This is a genomic window from Actinoplanes sp. ATCC 53533, from assembly GCF_003947245.1.
In genome coordinates this window covers 41332-56865 of the sequence record NZ_QHHV01000131.1, presented here as the reverse complement: position 1 = coordinate 56865, position 15534 = coordinate 41332, and the positions used below count along the sequence as shown (strand labels likewise).

General features: G+C 72.1%; 16 protein-coding genes. 11 read left to right on the top strand and 5 right to left on the bottom strand.

Annotated elements, in window-relative coordinates; translation table 11 throughout:
- The 3 genes from DMB66_RS36975 to DMB66_RS36965 all read right to left on the bottom strand — a co-directional run.
- Window positions 1–686 (bottom strand): helix-turn-helix domain-containing protein (locus DMB66_RS36975; RefSeq protein ID WP_148112792.1); only part of this gene is annotated, 686 nt, incomplete at its 3' end.
- 116 nt (window positions 687–802) lie between these two features.
- On the bottom strand, window positions 803–1723 hold the full coding sequence (locus DMB66_RS36970; RefSeq protein WP_125808777.1) for a sulfite exporter TauE/SafE family protein: 921 nt from the start codon (window positions 1721–1723) through the stop codon (window positions 803–805).
- Between the two features lie 131 nt (window positions 1724–1854).
- Window positions 1855–2484 (bottom strand): helix-turn-helix transcriptional regulator, encoded by a 630-nt coding sequence (locus tag DMB66_RS36965; protein WP_125808776.1) that lies wholly within the window; start codon window positions 2482–2484, stop codon window positions 1855–1857.
- 163 nt (window positions 2485–2647) lie between these two features.
- Here DMB66_RS36965 and DMB66_RS36960 point away from each other — a divergent pair, with 163 nt between their 5' ends.
- The 3 genes from DMB66_RS36960 (at window position 2648) to DMB66_RS36950 (ending at window position 4980) form a co-directional block, all read left to right on the top strand.
- On the top strand, window positions 2648–3634 hold the full coding sequence (locus tag DMB66_RS36960) for a hydrogenase expression protein HypE (RefSeq protein WP_125808775.1): 987 nt from the start codon (window positions 2648–2650) through the stop codon (window positions 3632–3634).
- Window positions 3635–3647: 13 nt separating this feature from the next.
- Complete coding sequence (locus DMB66_RS36955; RefSeq protein WP_125808774.1) at window positions 3648–4157, top strand: NifU family protein; 510 nt, start codon at window positions 3648–3650, stop codon at window positions 4155–4157.
- Between the two features lie 340 nt (window positions 4158–4497).
- The gene (locus tag DMB66_RS36950) at window positions 4498–4980 is read left to right on the top strand and encodes a hypothetical protein (protein ID WP_125808773.1); all 483 of its coding nucleotides are present in this window, start codon (window positions 4498–4500) and stop codon (window positions 4978–4980) included.
- Window positions 4981–5074: 94 nt separating this feature from the next.
- Here the strand turns inward: DMB66_RS36950 and hypB are convergent, their stop codons facing one another.
- Complete coding sequence (gene hypB, locus DMB66_RS36945; RefSeq protein ID WP_125808772.1) at window positions 5075–5767, bottom strand: hydrogenase nickel incorporation protein HypB; 693 nt, start codon at window positions 5765–5767, stop codon at window positions 5075–5077.
- Window positions 5768–5770: 3 nt separating this feature from the next.
- The gene (locus DMB66_RS36940) at window positions 5771–6100 is read right to left on the bottom strand and encodes a hydrogenase maturation nickel metallochaperone HypA (RefSeq protein WP_125808771.1); all 330 of its coding nucleotides are present in this window, start codon (window positions 6098–6100) and stop codon (window positions 5771–5773) included.
- Between the two features lie 196 nt (window positions 6101–6296).
- Here DMB66_RS36940 and DMB66_RS36935 point away from each other — a divergent pair, with 196 nt between their 5' ends.
- The 8 genes from DMB66_RS36935 to hypF all read left to right on the top strand — a co-directional run bounded on the left by DMB66_RS36935 (window position 6297) and on the right by hypF (window position 15532).
- Window positions 6297–7334, top strand: a complete 1038-nt coding sequence (locus DMB66_RS36935) for a hydrogenase expression protein HypE (RefSeq protein ID WP_233625102.1) — start codon at window positions 6297–6299, stop codon at window positions 7332–7334.
- Between the two features lie 14 nt (window positions 7335–7348).
- On the top strand, window positions 7349–9139 hold the full coding sequence (locus DMB66_RS36930; RefSeq protein WP_125808769.1) for a nickel-dependent hydrogenase large subunit: 1791 nt from the start codon (window positions 7349–7351) through the stop codon (window positions 9137–9139).
- A 3-nt stretch (window positions 9140–9142) separates the two neighbouring features.
- Window positions 9143–9718, top strand: a complete 576-nt coding sequence (locus DMB66_RS36925; RefSeq protein ID WP_125808768.1) for a NifU family protein — start codon at window positions 9143–9145, stop codon at window positions 9716–9718.
- Entirely contained in the window at window positions 9715–10386 is a 672-nt protein-coding gene (locus DMB66_RS36920) for a DUF5947 family protein (protein ID WP_125808767.1), read from the top strand. The genes DMB66_RS36925 and DMB66_RS36920 overlap by 4 nt, the downstream gene beginning before the upstream one ends.
- Window positions 10383–11024 (top strand): DUF6084 family protein, encoded by a 642-nt coding sequence (locus tag DMB66_RS36915; RefSeq protein ID WP_125808766.1) that lies wholly within the window; start codon window positions 10383–10385, stop codon window positions 11022–11024. Before DMB66_RS36920 ends, DMB66_RS36915 begins: the two co-directional genes overlap by 4 nt.
- Complete coding sequence (locus DMB66_RS36910; RefSeq protein ID WP_125808765.1) at window positions 11021–12355, top strand: hypothetical protein; 1335 nt, start codon at window positions 11021–11023, stop codon at window positions 12353–12355. The genes DMB66_RS36915 and DMB66_RS36910 overlap by 4 nt, the downstream gene beginning before the upstream one ends.
- Before the next feature lie 133 nt (window positions 12356–12488).
- Window positions 12489–13001: a hydrogenase maturation protease gene (locus tag DMB66_RS36905; RefSeq protein ID WP_125808764.1), complete on the top strand. Its 513-nt coding sequence runs from the start codon at window positions 12489–12491 to the stop codon at window positions 12999–13001.
- Window positions 13002–13003: 2 nt separating this feature from the next.
- Window positions 13004–15532: a carbamoyltransferase HypF gene (gene hypF / locus DMB66_RS36900; RefSeq protein WP_125808763.1), complete on the top strand. Its 2529-nt coding sequence runs from the start codon at window positions 13004–13006 to the stop codon at window positions 15530–15532.
- Window positions 15533–15534: the final 2 nt, after the last annotated feature.

Here is a 15534-nt window from a genome sequence, read left to right as displayed (position 1 = left end):
TCTTCCGCCATTCGGACCGCTAGCGGCTCCGCGTCCTCGGGTCGCTCGCTGCGCAGCAGAGCGCAGACCACCTGGTAGGCCGCCATTCCTCGCGCCGTCATCGAGTCGGCCTCAACGGCGGCCGACGCGCACCGGTCCGCTGCCAAGAGGCTCAGGTCGCCAGCACCGACCTTCGTCAACAGCTTCGCTGCCACGGCATACGCCGACGAGTAGCCGAGCAGAGCATCGCGCCGTTCGTCACCCACAGCCGTCCGGTGCAGCACATCGGCGTCGGACAGCAGGCTCGGTAGCCCGGCAATCACGTCCTCGTACCGTGCGGCCTGGTACGCCTCATGCGCGGCAGTCACGGATGCGTTCAGGCTCGGAGGCGCTATCGGCTCCAGCGGGGCGATGCCCAGAAGGTTGTCGTAGCGGGAGAGGAAGCGCCGCACCTCGCCCAGGCCGTCTGGGGAGGAGTTGCCGTTCGGCGCGTACTGCCAGGGTGATCCCGCCAGCGACTCCACATCCACGTGGAGAACCTTGGCCAGGTCGAGCAGTACCGAGAGCCGGTCAACGGGCCGGATCCCGCGCTCTACCTGCGATAACCACGATTCGGATCGTCCGACCAGTCCCGCCAGGGCTGTCTGGCTCAGGCCGCGTCGACGGCGGTACGCCGCGATCCGCTCACCAACCGACCCACCCGCCACGGATCAACCATCTCACAGGGAACGGGACCACAGGCAGCCCAAGTAACGCTCAGCGATGGCCTCGATGTCGTTCCCCGGCGTGGTGCGCATGCGCTTAGCGGGGCGTGCGTGCTCGCTTAGCGGGCACTTACGCTTTCTCGGTCGTCGTCCTCCATCGGGCCGCTCGGGCTGGGCACCGTGGCGGCCGGTCGGTGGCTGCGGCGCCAGATCGCCACGCCGATGGCCACCAGGATGGCCGTGCCGGTGATGAGGCCGACCGCCAGGGTCGGGACGTCCAGCAGCTTCAGTGCGCTGGCCAGGAGCACGATCACCAGGGCCGCCCGGACGATGCCGCCCGGTGCCCGCGACGAGATCCGGGCGCCCAGCAGCACTCCCGGGATCGAGCCCAGCAGCACCGCGCCCGCGATGTCCAGGCGCAGGTCGCCGAAGAGGGCGTGGCCCACGGCCGCCGAGATGACCAGCGGGATCGCCTGGACCAGGTCGGTGCCGACCAGGTCGTTGGCGCGCAGCTTCGGGTAGAGGGCGAGCAGCGCGACGATGATCAGGGAGCCGGAACCCACCGAGGTCAGCCCCACGATCACGCCGCCGCCGATGCCCACCAGCAGGGTCGGGATCGGGCGGATCTCGATCGGTTCGGCCGGGCCGTCGGCGCGCTGGCCGCGGGTCACCCAGGCCTTGAGGAGCATGCCGCCCGCGGCCAGCAGCAGCGCCGCCCCGAGGGCGACCTTGATGGTGTGCTGCACGGTCTCGCTGTCGCCGAGCAGGCGCAGCAGCAGGACGCCGAAGAAGGCGCTCGGGACGCTGCCGGCGCACAGCCAGCCGACCAGCCGCCAGTTGACCGTGCCGCGCAGGGCGTGCACCCAGCCGCCGAACGGCTTCATCACCGCGCTGGCGGCCAGGTCGCTGGAGACCGCGGCGACCGGCGGGATGCCGAAGACCAGCACGAGGATGGGCGTCATCAGGGCGCCGCCGCCCATGCCGGTGAGGCCGACCACGATGCCGACACCGAGTCCGGCCAGCGCCAAGGTGAGATCCATCGGTCGAGTCTCGGCGAGAACTCCTTCCTTGTCTACTAACTTGGTGGATTTCGTGGACTATTTCCGCGACCGTCCCAAGGAGCGGAAACGGACCGTGACTTCACTCACGTTCTGCCAGGTCCGGGGGCCCGTCAGTGGAACGGAGGCTCGCCGAAGGCGTCCCGGATCCGGTAGAGGTCGCGCAGCCTGGGCTCGGTCGTGCCGCTCATCCACCGGCTGACAGTCTTGGTCGAGACGTCCAGCTTCCTGGCCGCCGCCTCGATGGTCAGGCCCTCCGCCCGCAGCCGGGCGGACAGCCAGGCCGCGAAGGATGGCGAGCCGGTGTTCGGTGTCGGGCCGGCGGCGCCGGGCGTGGGCCGGTATACCGCCGCCCGGGCACCGCGGTCGAGCGGTGCGCCGTTGCCGAGGCCCACCGGATCGCCCGGGCGCGGCGGCGCGGCCGGGCCGCCGCCGTTGAGCCCGGGCTGTGCCGCCGGCTCGTGGTCCGGCGCGAAGAGGACATCGACCTCCGCCGCGTCCGGGAAGATCCGTAGCGAGATCTGGATGGTGCCGCTGGTGCCGGCGGCGTCCAGCAGGACGTCGGCGACCCGGTCGCACAGGGTGCGGACGTCGTCGTCGGACACGGCCGTCGTGGTCAGCTGCCGGCGCACGAAATCGCGGATGTCCGGAAGAGCGGACGGCCGGGCCGGAAACGCCTGGGCGACCACCACGAGCGGCAGGACCTCGAGGTGGTCCGCGGCTGGTCGTGCGGACGTCGGCATCGCGTCCCCTTCCATCGGGTCCGATGTGACTCCCCGCCGAGCTTACGGCGCCGATCGCACCCGATCGGGTGATGCTCTTGTCCGGCTCCTTCTCCCGGGGGCGTTCGGGCGCATAGGCTCACCTCGATCGGAGACGGGACCACTGATCGGATGGAGACACCTTGTGAACGTCCCGGCCGCCGGTGACGACGAGCAGGTGCTGCACATCCTCTGGCTGAACGGCGGCCTGAGCTGCGACGGCGAATCGGTGGCACTGACCGCGGCGACCCAGCCCAGCATCGAGGACCTGGTGCTCGGGGCGTTGCCGGGTGTCCCGCAGATCGCGCTGCACTGGCCGTACCTCGGCTTTGAGACCGGCCCGGACGGCGGTCCGGACAGCTTCATCGAATGGTTCCACCGCGCCGATCGCGGCGAACTGGAGCCGTTCGTCCTGATCGTCGAGGGGTCCGTGCCGGACGAGGGCAACAAGGAGCAGGGCTACTGGAGCGGCTTCGGCAACGATCCGCGGACCGGGCAGCCCATCACCAGCAGCGAGTGGCTGGACCGGCTGGCGCCGAAGGCGACGGCGGTGATGGCCGTCGGCACCTGCGCGGCCTACGGCGGCATCCACGCGATGGCCGGCAACCCCACCGGCGCCATGGGGGTGCCGGACTATCTCGGCTGGGAGTGGAAGTCCAAGGCCGGGCTCTCCATCGTGTGCGTGCCGGGCTGCCCGACCCACCCGGACAATCTCGCCGAAACCATCCTGCAACTGCTCTATCAGATCAGCGGGCAGGCGCCGCCGCTCGCCCTCGACGAGTCGCTGCGGCCGCGCTGGCTGTTCGAGTCGACCGTGCACTCGGGCTGTGACCGGGCCTCCTACTACGACCAGAGCGACTTCGCCCTGGGGTACGGGTCGTCGACCTGCCTCGTCAAGGTGGGGTGCTGGGGCCAGGTGGTGCGGTGCAACGTCGCGAAGCGGGGCTGGATCAACGGGGTGGGCGGCTGCCCGAACGTCGGCGGCATCTGCATCGGCTGCACCATGCCGGGATTTCCCGACAAGTTCATGCCCTTCATGGAGGCGCCGGCGGCCGGTGCCGTGCCGTCCGGTGCCGGATACGCGCCGGTCGTGCGGACGCTGCGCGGCTTCACCGTACGGATGGTGAACTGACCCGGAGGTCTCGATGACCGCAACCGACGCGGCCGAGGTGGCCGCCCAGCGGATCGACCAGCTCCTCGCGGAGCTGCGCTCGCGTCCCGATCGGCGCGCCGCCGACATCGGCGAGGAGCTGACCCGCTGCCTGGTGCAGCTCTACGGCGCCGGGCTGGCCCGGATCGCGGGTCTGCTCGGCCCGGGCCGGCTCGCGGACCTCTGCGCCGACCCGCTGGTGGAGAGCCTGCTGTTGGTGCACGACCTGCACCCGTTGGACACCGGCGCGCGGATCGAGCGCGCCCTGGCGGGGCTCCGGCTCGCCGGCGCACCGGAGTATCTGGGCATCGACGACGCCGGGGTGGCGCGGCTGCGCCTGGCCGGGGCCGGCGGCTGCCCGTCGTCCCGGCAGGCCGCGGTGGGCCAGATCGAGGAGGCTGTCGCCCGCGCGGCCCCGGAAGTGACCGGCGTCGTCGTGGAGACACCGCCCGCGCCGCCGCGGCTGCTGCAGGTCTCGCTGCGGCCGGGCCTGACCGTGCCGTGACATCTGTCACTCTTCCGGGTGAGCGGGCCCGTCCCCCGGCACCGGACACAAGTGTCCGGTCGTCGCCGCTGAGCAGGCCTTTTCGCGGCCGGAACGGCGTGGAACGCCGCCACATGTGTGCGGACACGCTTGGGGCTGGCGGCGGCCGGAATGTGAGTGCAGGCTTGGTCACCGTGCGTAGGACGCAGGTGGACAACTCAGGAGTGGCCTCGTGATTTGGCAAAGAATCCCCGCACGCCGGGCGGCGGCACCGCATGGCGACACCGGGCCGGTCACCCGGCCGATTCCGATGATGCGGCAGGAACAGCGGTCTCAGTCCGGGTGCGTGCCGAGGATGGTCGTGCGTGAGCCCGAGGCCTCGTGGTGGCGGGCGCAGGCGGAGCTCGAGCAGATGGCGCCCGCCGGTCCGACGACGACCGTCGCGATGCTGCACGAGCGGGACGCCGGCACGGATGCCGCGGTGGCCCGCCTGGCCGAGCTCGCCGTCGCCGACGAGCTGCTGGTGGTGTTCGGCTCGGCCTCCCGCGCGCGCCCCGATCCGCAGGCCATGATCGCGGGGCTCCGCAACCGGCTGCCCCGGCACGACGTCGTCCCCGTCCACGTCGGGCACCGCGGCTCCGGCTGGCGCTGGCAGGCCACGCTGGATCGCTTCCTCGAGGCCGGCCGCCTGCCGGTAGTGGTCACCGCCTCGGCATTCCTGCAGGAGGTCACCGCCGAGGTCTCGAGCTACGTCCGGGCCGACCGGGTGCTGCGGGTCTTCGGCACCACCACCCACGCCGAGCTGCACCAGGTGTGGCGCCGGGCCGAGCCGAGCGTCAACTGACGCCCGCGCAAAACGCCGGCCGGGCGTCAACTGATGCCCGCGCAAAAGGCAAGCCGGGCGTCAACTGATGCCCGCGCAAGACGCCGGCCGGGCGTCAACTGATGCCCGAGGCGAGCCACTCGTACCACGATGAGACGTTGTCGCCGCGGGTGGCCGAGAGCGGGAGCACCCGCGCGCCGGGGTTCACCGCCGCGACATGGCGCCGGCAGGCGTCGAGGTCGAAATCGACGTACGGCAGCAGGTCGATCTTGTTGACCAGCACCAGGTCGGCCGCCGCGAACATGTAGGGGTACTTGAGCGGCTTGTCGGTTCCCTCGGTCACCGAGATGATCACGACCTTTCCGCCCTCGCCGAGGTCGAACAGCGCCGGGCAGATCAGGTTGCCGACGTTCTCCACGAACAGCAGAGAGCCGGGGGCGGGGTCCAGCTCGTCCAGCGCGTCGTTCATCATCGCGGCGTCGAGGTGGCAGCCGGCACCGGTGTTCACCTGCACGACGGCGCAGCCGGTGCGCCGGATCCGGTCCGCGTCCAGCGGGGTCTCCTGGTCGCCCTCGATGACGGCGACCGGCCGGCCGCCCGCCAGGTCCCGGATGGTGCGCTCGAGCAGGGTGGTCTTGCCCGAGCCGGGCGAGCTCATCAGGTTCACGGCGTGGATGCCCCGCTCCGCGAGCCGGCCGCGGATCAGGTCGGCGAGCATGTCGTTCTTCGCGAGCACCCGCTCCTCGAGGGTGATCGTCTCGGTGTCGGCGTGGTGATGATGATCGCCGCAGCCGCAGGTCGCGCACATGGCTCAGCCCACCTCCATGGAGACGATCTGCAGCTCACGCCCGGCGGTGACCGCCACGTCGGCGCTGCCGCACGGGCACAGCAGGATCAGGTCGTCGATGACGGCGTCGGCGCCGCACCGGCGGCAGTGGACGGTGCCGGGCCGGCGCTCGATGTCGAGCCGGGCACCGTCGGCGACCGTGCCCGCGACGGCGAGTTCGAAGCAGAACCGCATGGCCTCCGGCACCACCGCGGTCAACGCCCCGACCCGGATCATGACGCTGCGCACCGGCCGCTCGCCGGCTCGCTCGCACACGGTGTCCACGATGCTCTGCGCGATCGACAGTTCATGCATGCAGCCCCGATTCGGCCGGCGTCGGGCGCCGCGGCGCCACGGTCGGGTGGGACGCCGCGCGATCGGTTGACAGTGTCGCACGCGTGAGGGCAATGTGTTATCTGCGTCACACGCACGAGGCCGAGTGTCGATCCACCAGCGCCGCAGGGGTCCCCGGGCCCCGGGAAGCGGGTCAGCCATGCCCTCAGCAGAAGCGGTGAAAGCAGCCGACACGCTCATCCATGTTCTGTGGATCAATGCCGGGCTCAGTTGTGACGGTGACTCCGTCGCCCTGACCGCGGCGACGCAGCCGAGCATCGAGGAGATCGCCCTCGGCGCGCTGCCGGGACTCCCGCAGGTCGCCGTGCACTGGCCGTTGATCGACTTCGAGTGCGGCCCGAACGGCGGTGCCGACGACTTCCTCGCCTGGTTCTTCAAGGCCGACCGCGGGGAACTGGAGCCGTTCGTTCTGGTCGTCGAGGGATCGATCCCCAACGAGCAGTTGCACGACGAGGGCTACTGGTGCGGGTTCGGCAACGACCCGGCCACCGGCCAGCCCATGACGACCAGCGAGTGGCTGGACCGGCTCGCGCCCAAGGCCACCGCGGTCGTCGCGGTCGGCACCTGCGCGACGTACGGCGGGATCCACGCCATGGCCGGCAATCCGACGGGCGCGATGGGCGTGCCCGACTATCTCGGCTGGCAGTGGAAGTCCAAGGCGGGCATCCCGATCGTGTGCGTGCCGGGCTGCCCGATCCAGCCCGACAACCTGTCGGAGACCCTGACGTACCTGCTCTACCTGGCCACCGGTCAGGCGCCGATGATCCCGCTCGACGAGGCGCTGCGCCCGACCTGGCTGTTCGGGCAGACCGTGCACGAGGGCTGCGACCGCGCCGGCTACTACGAGCAGGCCGACTTCGCCACCGGCTACGGCTCGCCCGAGTGCATCGTCAAGCTGGGCTGCTGGGGCCCGGTGGTCAAGTGCAACGTGCCCAAGCGCGGCTGGATCAACGGCATCGGCGGCTGCCCCAACGTGGGCGGCATCTGCATCGGCTGCACCATGCCGGGCTTCCCGGACAAGTTCATGCCGTTCATGGACGAGCCGCCCGGCGGCCGGCTGTCCACCGCGGTGATCGGCCCCTACGGCGCGACGATCCGGCGCCTGCGCGACATCACCACGCACACGCTCGACCGGGAGCCCAAGTGGCGCAGGCCCGGCCGGAAGCTGACCACCGGTGCCACCCGAACCTGGTGACAGGAAGAGACGACATGACCGCGACGCAGGGCCGGCGGGACACCGCGAGCCAGGGCACCGAACTTGTCGACATGGCGTGGGACCCGATCACCCGCATCGTCGGCAGCCTCGGGATCTACACCAAGATCGACTTCAAGCAGCGGATCGTCGCGGAGTGCAAGAGCACCAGTTCCATCTTCCGCGGCTACTCGATCTTCATGAAGGGCAAGGATCCGCGCGACGCGCACTTCATCACCAGCCGCATCTGCGGCATCTGCGGCGACAACCACGCGACCTGCTCCTGCTACGCGCAGAACATGGCGTACGGGGTGAAGCCGCCGCACCTCGGCGAATGGATCGTCAACCTGGGCGAGGCCGCCGAGTACATGTTCGACCACAACATCTTCCAGGAGAACCTGGTCGGGGTGGACTACTGCGAGAAGATGGTCGCCGAGACCAACCCCGGCGTGCTGGAGATGGCGAACAGCACCGATTCACCGCACGCGGGCGAGCACGGCTATCGCACGATCGGCGACATCATGCGCTCGCTGAACCCTTTCACCGGCGAGTTCTACCGCGAGGCGCTGCAGGTCAGCAGGATGACGCGGGAGATGTTCTGCCTGATGGAGGGCCGCCACGTGCACCCCTCCACGCTGTATCCGGGCGGCGTCGGCACGGTCGCGACGATCCAGTTGATGACCGACTACCTGACCCGGCTGATGCGCTACGTCGAGTTCATGAAGAAGGTCGTGCCGATGCACGACGACCTGTTCGACTTCTTCTACCAGGCGCTGCCCGGCTACGAGATGGTCGGCAACCGCCGCATCCTGCTCGCCTGCTGGGGCTCCTTCCAGGACCCGGAGCACTGCAACTTCAAGTACGCGGACATGACCGGCTGGGGCCGGAAGATGTACGTCACCCCCGGCATCATCGTCGACGGCAAACTGATCACCACCGACCTCGTGAAGATCAACCTGGGCATCCGGATCCTGCTCGGCTCGTCGTACTACGACGACTGGGAGGACCAGGAGATGTTCGTGACGCACGACCCGCTCGGCAACCCGGTCGACCGCCGGCACCCCTGGAACCAGCACACCAACCCGAAGCCGCAGAAGCGCGACCTGGACGACAAGTACAGCTGGGTGATGTCCCCGCGCTGGTACGACGGCAAGGACTACCTGGCGCTGGACACCGGCGGCGGGCCGCTGGCCCGGCTCTGGTCGACCGCCCTGGCCGGCCTGGTCGACATCGGCTATGTGCGCTCGACCGGGTCGAGTGTGGAGATCAACCTGCCCAAGACCGCGTTGAAGGGCCCGGTTTCCTTCGAGTGGAAGATCCCGCGCTGGAGCAACACCATCGAACGCAACCGGGCCCGCACCTACTTCCAGGCGTACGCGGCGGCCTGCGCCCTGCACTTCGCCGAGCGGGCACTCGCCGAGATCCGCGCCGGGCACACCAAGACGTGGGAGCCCTTCGAGGTGCCCGACGAGGCCATCGGCTGCGGTTTCACCGAGGCGGTCCGGGGCGTGCTCTCGCACCACATGGTCATCCGGGACGGCAAGATCGCGAACTACCACCCGTACCCGCCGACGCCGTGGAACGCCAACCCGCGCGACAGCTACGGCACGCCCGGGCCGTATGAGGACGCGGTGCAGGGCCAGCCGATCTTCGAGGAGAACGACCGGGAGCATTTCAAGGGCATCGACATCATGCGTACGGTGCGCAGCTTCGACCCGTGCCTGCCCTGTGGCGTGCACATGTATCTCGGCGGCGGCAAGAAGCTGGAGCTGCTGCACTCCCCGACGCAGTCCGCCGGGAGCGAGTGAGACGTGCCGGAGCAAGAATTTGACCGGACTGAAGGTTGGCAGGCCGCCGGGGCGCGCATCGACTCGCTCATCGGCGCCAGCGCGTCCGGTGGCCCCGTGGCGCGGGAACGGGCCGAGGAGTTGGTCCGCGTGGTGGCCGATCTCTACGGCGCCGGGCTGGAACGGCTGCTGGAGCTGCTGCACGAGCGCGGCGTGCTGACCGACGAGATGATCGACGCCGTCGCCGGCGACGACCTGGTCGCCGGCCTGCTGCTGGTGCACGGCCTGCACCCGTACGACGCGGTGACCCGGATCGAGCGGGCGCTGGCCGGCGGCGAGGTGGAATTGCTCGAGGTCACCGCCGACGGCGTGGCCCGGCTGCGGCTGCCCGGCGGCCACGGCGGCTGCGGGTCGTCGTCGGAGAAGCTCCGGCGCGCGGTCGAGGGGGCGATCGAGGCCGCCGCCCCGGAGATCACCGCCGTCGAGTTCGAGGAGAGCCCGGCCGATACCGCGCCGGCGGTGATTCCGGTGTCGGCGCTGTTCTCCCGGCTCACCGACACCGCCGGAGCGTCCGGCGCCGGCGCCGCGGTCGCGACATGAGCACCCCGGGCCGCGCCGGGCCGCCGCTGGCCGCGCTGCGCCGGATCGCCCGCAGCCGCCCCGCGCCGGCCGCGGGGGAGCGCTGCGAGATGTGCACGGCCGGCATCGGCGCGGGCCACTCGCACGTTGTCGATCTGCGGAGCCGGGCGCTGCTGTGCACCTGCCGGCCCTGCTACCTGCTGTTCACCGACGAAGACGCGAACCTGCACTACCGGGCCGTGCCGGAGCGCTACCTGACGCTGCCCGGCTCCGCGATCGACGAGCGCGCCTGGGACGAACTGCAGATCCCGGTCGGGCTCGCGTTCCTGTTCCGCAACTCGGAGCGGGGCCGGATGGTGGCGTTCTATCCGGGGCCGGCCGGCGCGACCGAATCCGAACTGCCGCTGCCGGCCTGGGAGCGGATCGTGGCCCGCACCCCCCAGCTGGCCCTGCTGCGCGCCGACGTCGAGGCGGTGCTGGTGCGCCGCCCGGCCCGCACCGGCGACAGCCACCGGGCCGAGGCGCGGTGTCATCTCGTGCCCATCGACGCGTGCTACGAGCTGGTCGGCCGGCTCCGCACGCTGTGGCGCGGCTTTGACGGCGGCAGCGAGGCACACGAGGCCATGGACCAGTTCTTCGCCCGGATGGCCGCGCTGAGCCGGCCCGCACCACAGATGGATACGTCATGAGTGATTTCCGGTTCACCGTGCTGGAGGTGGTCGCCGAGCCGTACGCGATGGCGCCGCAACTGACCGCGCGGCTGCGCGTCGAGGAGACCACCGGCCAGCGGGTCCACGCCATCGTGCTGCGCTGCCAGGTGCGCGTCGAGCCCCAGCGCCGCCGCTACGGCCCGGCCGAGCAGAACGGGCTGCGCGGGCTCTTCGGCGAGCGGGACCGCTGGGCGGACACCCTGAAGCCGTTCCAGTGGATGCAGTGCAACACCACGGTGCAGGGCTTCACCAGCCGCAGCGAGACCGACCTGGCGCTGCCCTGCACCTACGACCTCGACGTGATCGGGACCCGCTACCTGCACGCGCTCGACGCCGGCGACGTGCCGCTGGCGTTCCTCTTCTCGGGGACGGTGTTCCTCCGGGGCACCTCGGGTTTCGAGGTGGAGCAGATCCCGTGGGCGTGCGAGGCCCGGCACGCGCTCCCGGTCGCGGTCTGGCGGCAGATGATCGACTCCTACTACCCGAACACCGGCTGGCTGCGGGTCGGCTCCGAGGTGCTGACCCAGCTCGCCGACTACCGCTCGCGGCACGGCCTGGTCAGCTGGGACGAGACGATGCAGAAGCTGCTGGCCAAGGCGGCAAGGAAGACGCCATGAGCCTCGACGCGGTCCGGGCCGTCGCCGACGCGGTGCTCTACGAGGGATACCTGCTCTATCCGTACCGGGCGAGCTCCGCCAAGAACCGGTCGCGGTGGCAGTTCGGGGTGCTCGGCCCGCCGAGGGCCGCGGCGGGTGCCTTCGGCGAGGCGCCCGACATGGCGATGCAGTGCCTGCTCGCGCCCGAGGGCCGGGCGGGCAGCGTCACCGTCCGGCTGCGCTTCCTGCACCTGCAGGCCCGCGAGGTGCAGCGCCGCCGGCCGGACGGCTCCCACGTGCCGGTCGACGCGCTGACCGTCGCCGGTGCCGCGGTGCTGAGCTGGGACGAGGCGGTGGAACACGAGATCACCTGGGCGAGCCTGCCGCTGCGTGGCGCGGCGGAGTTCCCGGTCGAGGTGCCCGGCGCCGAGGACGTCGAACCGCTCCAGACGGCGGGCCGGATCGTGCGCCGCCGGTGGGCGCTCACCGCGCGGCTGCGTACCCGGGTGGAGCAGGACGACGGCTTCCTGCGGTTGACCGTGGCCGTCGCCAACGACCATCCGGCGGAGGTCGCCGAGCGGGACGACGCCGTCCGGCGGTCGCTGATCGGGGCGCATCTGGTCGTCGAGGCGCACGACGCCGCGTTCGTCTCGCTGCTCGAACCACCGCCGGCGGCAGCCGCGGCCGCCGGCCGCTGCCGCCAGCACCGCTGCTGGCCGGTGCTGGCCGGCCCGCCGGGGTCGAGCAACGTCGTGCTCGGCGCGCCCATCATCCTGTACGACCACCCGCGGGTCGCCGAGCAGAGCCCCGGGGCGTTGTTCGACTCCACCGAGATCGACGAGATCCTCACCCTGCGCGTGATGACCATGACCGACGCCGAGAAGGCGGAGGCGCGCGCCACCGACCCGCGGGCCCGGGCCATCGTCGACCGGTGCGACGCGATGTCGGCGGCCGACCTGCAGCGGCTGCACGGCGGGCGGAGCGACGCCGGGCCAGCCGGCTCTCTCACCGCCGAGCTGCCCTGGTGGGATCCGGCCGCCGACGCCGAGGTGGACCCCGACACCGACGCGGTGGTCATCGCCGGCGTCCGGGTCGCCAAGGGCAGCCTGGTCCGGGTGCACCCGACCCGCCGGGCCGACGCGCAGGACCTGTTCTTCGCCGGGCAGACCGCCCGGGTGACCGCCGTGGTCGGCGACGTCGACGGCGAGGTGCACGTGGCGGTGGTGCTCGTCGACGACCCGGCCGCGGACCTGCACGACTGGTACGGCCGCTACTTCTATTTCGCCCCCGACGAGCTGGAGCCGTTGCCGGCAGCCGCCCGCCCGGTGCACCGAGAGGAGAACCGATCGTGAGAGTCATCGGCGTCATCACCACCGTCGTCGCCACGGCCGGCGCGGTGTGCGCCACGGTCCTGATCGTCCAGTCCCTGCCGGACATCCGCCGGTACCTCAAGATCCGCTCGATGTAGCCGGGGAAGGCGACGCCATGACGGAGGCGGCGGGTGTGCTGGTGGCCGGGATCGGCAACCTCTTCCTCGGCGACGACGGCTTCGGTCCCGAGGTCGTCCGGAGGCTGGCCGGCCGGCACCCGCTGCCGCCCGGGGTCCGGGTGGCCGACTACGGCATCCGGGGCATGCACCTCGCCTACGACCTGCTCGCCCCCTGCGCCGCGCTGGTGCTGGTGGACGCGCTGCCCGGCGGCGTCCCCGGCGAGATCGTGGTCCTCGAGGTCAGCTCGGGTGACCTCAGCGGGGCCGATCTTGGCGGCGGCGAGTTCGACGGGCACGGGATGAGCCCGGTGGCGATGCTGGCCGGCGTCGAGCGGCTCGGCGGCACGTTGCCGCCCACGTACGTCGTCGGTTGCCGGGCCGGCGCCGTCGCGGAGGGTATCGGCCTGAGCCCGCCGGTGGCCGCCGCCGTTCCGGGCGCGATCGCCGCCGTCCTCGCCCTCGTGCACCGCCTCACCGCCGCCGAACCGGCCCGTACCCGGAGGTCCTGACCATGTGCCTGGGCATACCCGGACGGGTGGTGCGGATCGAGCCGGGCTACGCCGGCCAGCTGGCCATGGTCGACGTCGTCGGCGCGCAGCGCCGGGTGAACATCGGCATGCTCGCCGCGCCGCCGGTGCCGGGCGAGTGGGTGCTGATCCACATGGGCTTCGCGCTGGAGGTCATCGACGACGCCGGCGCCGAGGAGGCGATGGGCGGTCTGGAGCTGATGGGCCGGGCCCGCGCCGGCCGGATCCGGCGCCGGTTCACGGTCTCGGGGCTCGTGCAGGGCGTCGGATTCCGCCCGTTCGCCTACGCCACGGCCGCGGCGCTCGCCCTCGCCGGATCGGTCGGCAACACCACCGACGGGGTGGTGGTCGAGGTCGAGGGTGACCCGGAGGCGGTCCGCGAGTACGCCCGCAGACTGCGCGAGTCGGCGCCCCCGCTCGCCGTCGTGACCGGCGTCGAGGAGACGGAGCTTCCGGTCGAGGGCGGCACCGGGTTCACCATCGCGGCGTCCGCCGGGGACGGCCCGGCCCGCACGCTCGCCTCCCCGGACGTCGCGATCTGCGCGGACTGCCTGCGGGAACTGCGGGACCCGGGCGACCGGCGGCATCGGCATCCGTTCATCACCTGCACCAACTGTGGCCCGCGGTTCACCATCATCAACCGGCTGCCGTACGACCGCGCGGCGACCACGATGGCCGGCTTCGCCATGTGTGCCGCCTGCCGCGCCGAGTACGAGGACCCGGGCGACCGCCGGTTCCACGCCCAGCCGATCGCCTGCCCCGGCTGCGGTCCGCGGCTCGACCTGGTCACCGCGGACGGCGCGGCGACCTCCGGCGCGGAGGCGCTGCGCGGCGCCCGGGAACTGCTGGCCGCCGGCCGGATCGTCGCCGTCAAGGGCCTCGGCGGCTACCACCTCGCCTGCGACGCGCGCGACGCCGGCGCGGTCGCCGAGTTGCGCCGCCGCAAGGGCCGCGGCGGCAAGCCGTTCGCGGTGATGGTCGCCGATCTCGACGCCGCCCGGCGGCTGGTCACGATGACCGGCGACGAGCAGCTCCTGCTCACCGGCACCCGCCGGCCGATCGTGCTGCTCGCCCGGCGCGCCGACACCGACGCCGGCCTGGCCGGCGCGGTCGCCCCGGACAATCCCGACCTCGGGATCATGCTGCCCTACACCCCGCTGCACGTGCTGCTCTTCGGGCTGCCCGGCGACCCGCCCGGGCCGGACGCGCTGGTGATGACCTCCGGCAATCTCGCCGGCGAGCCCATCGTCACCGACGACGCCGAGGCCCGCACCCGGCTCGCGCCGCTGGCCGACGCGTGGCTGCGGCACGACCGCGGCATCCGGGTGCCCTGCGACGACTCGGTGAGCCGGCACGTCGCCGGTGCCGAACTGCCGATCCGCCGCTCCCGGGGCTACGCGCCGCTGCCGCTGGCGCTGCCGTTCGACGTCGCGCCCACGCTCGCCGCCGGCGCGGACCTGAAGAACACCTGCGCGCTGGGTAGCGGCCGGTACGCCTGGGTCAGCCAGCACATCGGCGACATGGACGACGTGAGCACGATCGAGGCGCTGGGCCGCACCGAGCGGCACCTGGAGGAGCTCACCGGCGTGCGGCCCGAGGTTCTGGTGGCCGACCGGCATCCGGGCTACCGCTCCGGTGACTGGCTGCGCGCCCACGCGGCCGGCCGGCCGGTGCGCCTGGTCCAGCACCACCACGCCCACATCGCCTCCGTCATGGCCGAGCACGGGCTCGGCCCGGACGAACAGGTGATCGGCGTGGCCTTCGACGGCACCGGCTTCGGCGACGACGGCGCGGTGTGGGGCGGCGAGGTGCTGATCGCCGACTACAAGTCCTACCGCCGGGCCGCCCACCTGGGGTACGTGCCGCTGGCCGGGGGCGACGCGAGCGTGCTGCGGCCGTACCGGATGGCACTGGCTCATCTGCGCGCCGCCGGCGTGCGCTGGCAGCCGGATCTGCCGGCCGTGGCGGCCTGCCCGGCCGCCGAGCGCGACGTGCTCGCCCACCAGCTCGAGACGGGCCTCGGCTGCGTGCCCACCTCCAGCATGGGCCGCCTCTTCGACGCCGTCTCCTCGCTGGCCGGGGTCCGGCACCGGGCGGAGTACGAGGCGGAGGCCGCCGTCGTCCTGGAAGGACTCGCCCGCCGGGCCGGCGCGGGCGGCAGGTATGCCTTCGGGCTGCACGAGCCGGCTGGCGGCCCGATCGTCGCCGACCCGGGCCCGGTCATCCGCGCGGTCGCCGGCGAGGTGCGCGCCGGCGTGCCCGCGGCCATCGTGTGCGCCCGGTTCCACGCCGGCGTGACCGATCTGATCACCGCGCTCGCGCTGCGTTGCCGGGAGCAGACCGGGCTCGACGTCGTCGCCCTCGGCGGCGGCGTGTTCCAGAACGCGTTGTTGATCTCCTCGGCCGCGCTCGCGTTGCGCGAGCACGGCTTCACCGTGTTGCGCCCCCAGCTGCTGCCGCCGAACGACGGCGGCATCGCCCTCGGCCAGCTCGTCGTCGCCGCATCCGGCTGAGG

What these genes read in the sequence shown, in the direction of transcription:
- DMB66_RS36920 (WP_125808767.1), top strand. Translation starts at nt 9,715, where the DNA reads ATGAGCACCCCGGGCCGCGCCGGGCCGCCGCTGGCCGCGCTGCGCCGG.
- DMB66_RS36965 (WP_125808776.1), bottom strand. Translation starts at nt 2,484, where the DNA reads ATGCCGACGTCCGCACGACCAGCCGCGGACCACCTCGAGGTCCTGCCG.
- DMB66_RS36940 (WP_125808771.1), bottom strand. Translation starts at nt 6,100, where the DNA reads ATGCATGAACTGTCGATCGCGCAGAGCATCGTGGACACCGTGTGCGAG.
- hypB (WP_125808772.1), bottom strand. Translation starts at nt 5,767, where the DNA reads ATGTGCGCGACCTGCGGCTGCGGCGATCATCATCACCACGCCGACACC.
- DMB66_RS36910 (WP_125808765.1), top strand. Translation starts at nt 11,021, where the DNA reads ATGAGCCTCGACGCGGTCCGGGCCGTCGCCGACGCGGTGCTCTACGAG.
- DMB66_RS36955 (WP_125808774.1), top strand. Translation starts at nt 3,648, where the DNA reads ATGACCGCAACCGACGCGGCCGAGGTGGCCGCCCAGCGGATCGACCAG.
- DMB66_RS36915 (WP_125808766.1), top strand. Translation starts at nt 10,383, where the DNA reads ATGAGTGATTTCCGGTTCACCGTGCTGGAGGTGGTCGCCGAGCCGTAC.
- DMB66_RS36905 (WP_125808764.1), top strand. Translation starts at nt 12,489, where the DNA reads ATGACGGAGGCGGCGGGTGTGCTGGTGGCCGGGATCGGCAACCTCTTC.
- hypF (WP_125808763.1), top strand. Translation starts at nt 13,004, where the DNA reads ATGTGCCTGGGCATACCCGGACGGGTGGTGCGGATCGAGCCGGGCTAC.
- DMB66_RS36970 (WP_125808777.1), bottom strand. Translation starts at nt 1,723, where the DNA reads ATGGATCTCACCTTGGCGCTGGCCGGACTCGGTGTCGGCATCGTGGTC.
- DMB66_RS36930 (WP_125808769.1), top strand. Translation starts at nt 7,349, where the DNA reads ATGACCGCGACGCAGGGCCGGCGGGACACCGCGAGCCAGGGCACCGAA.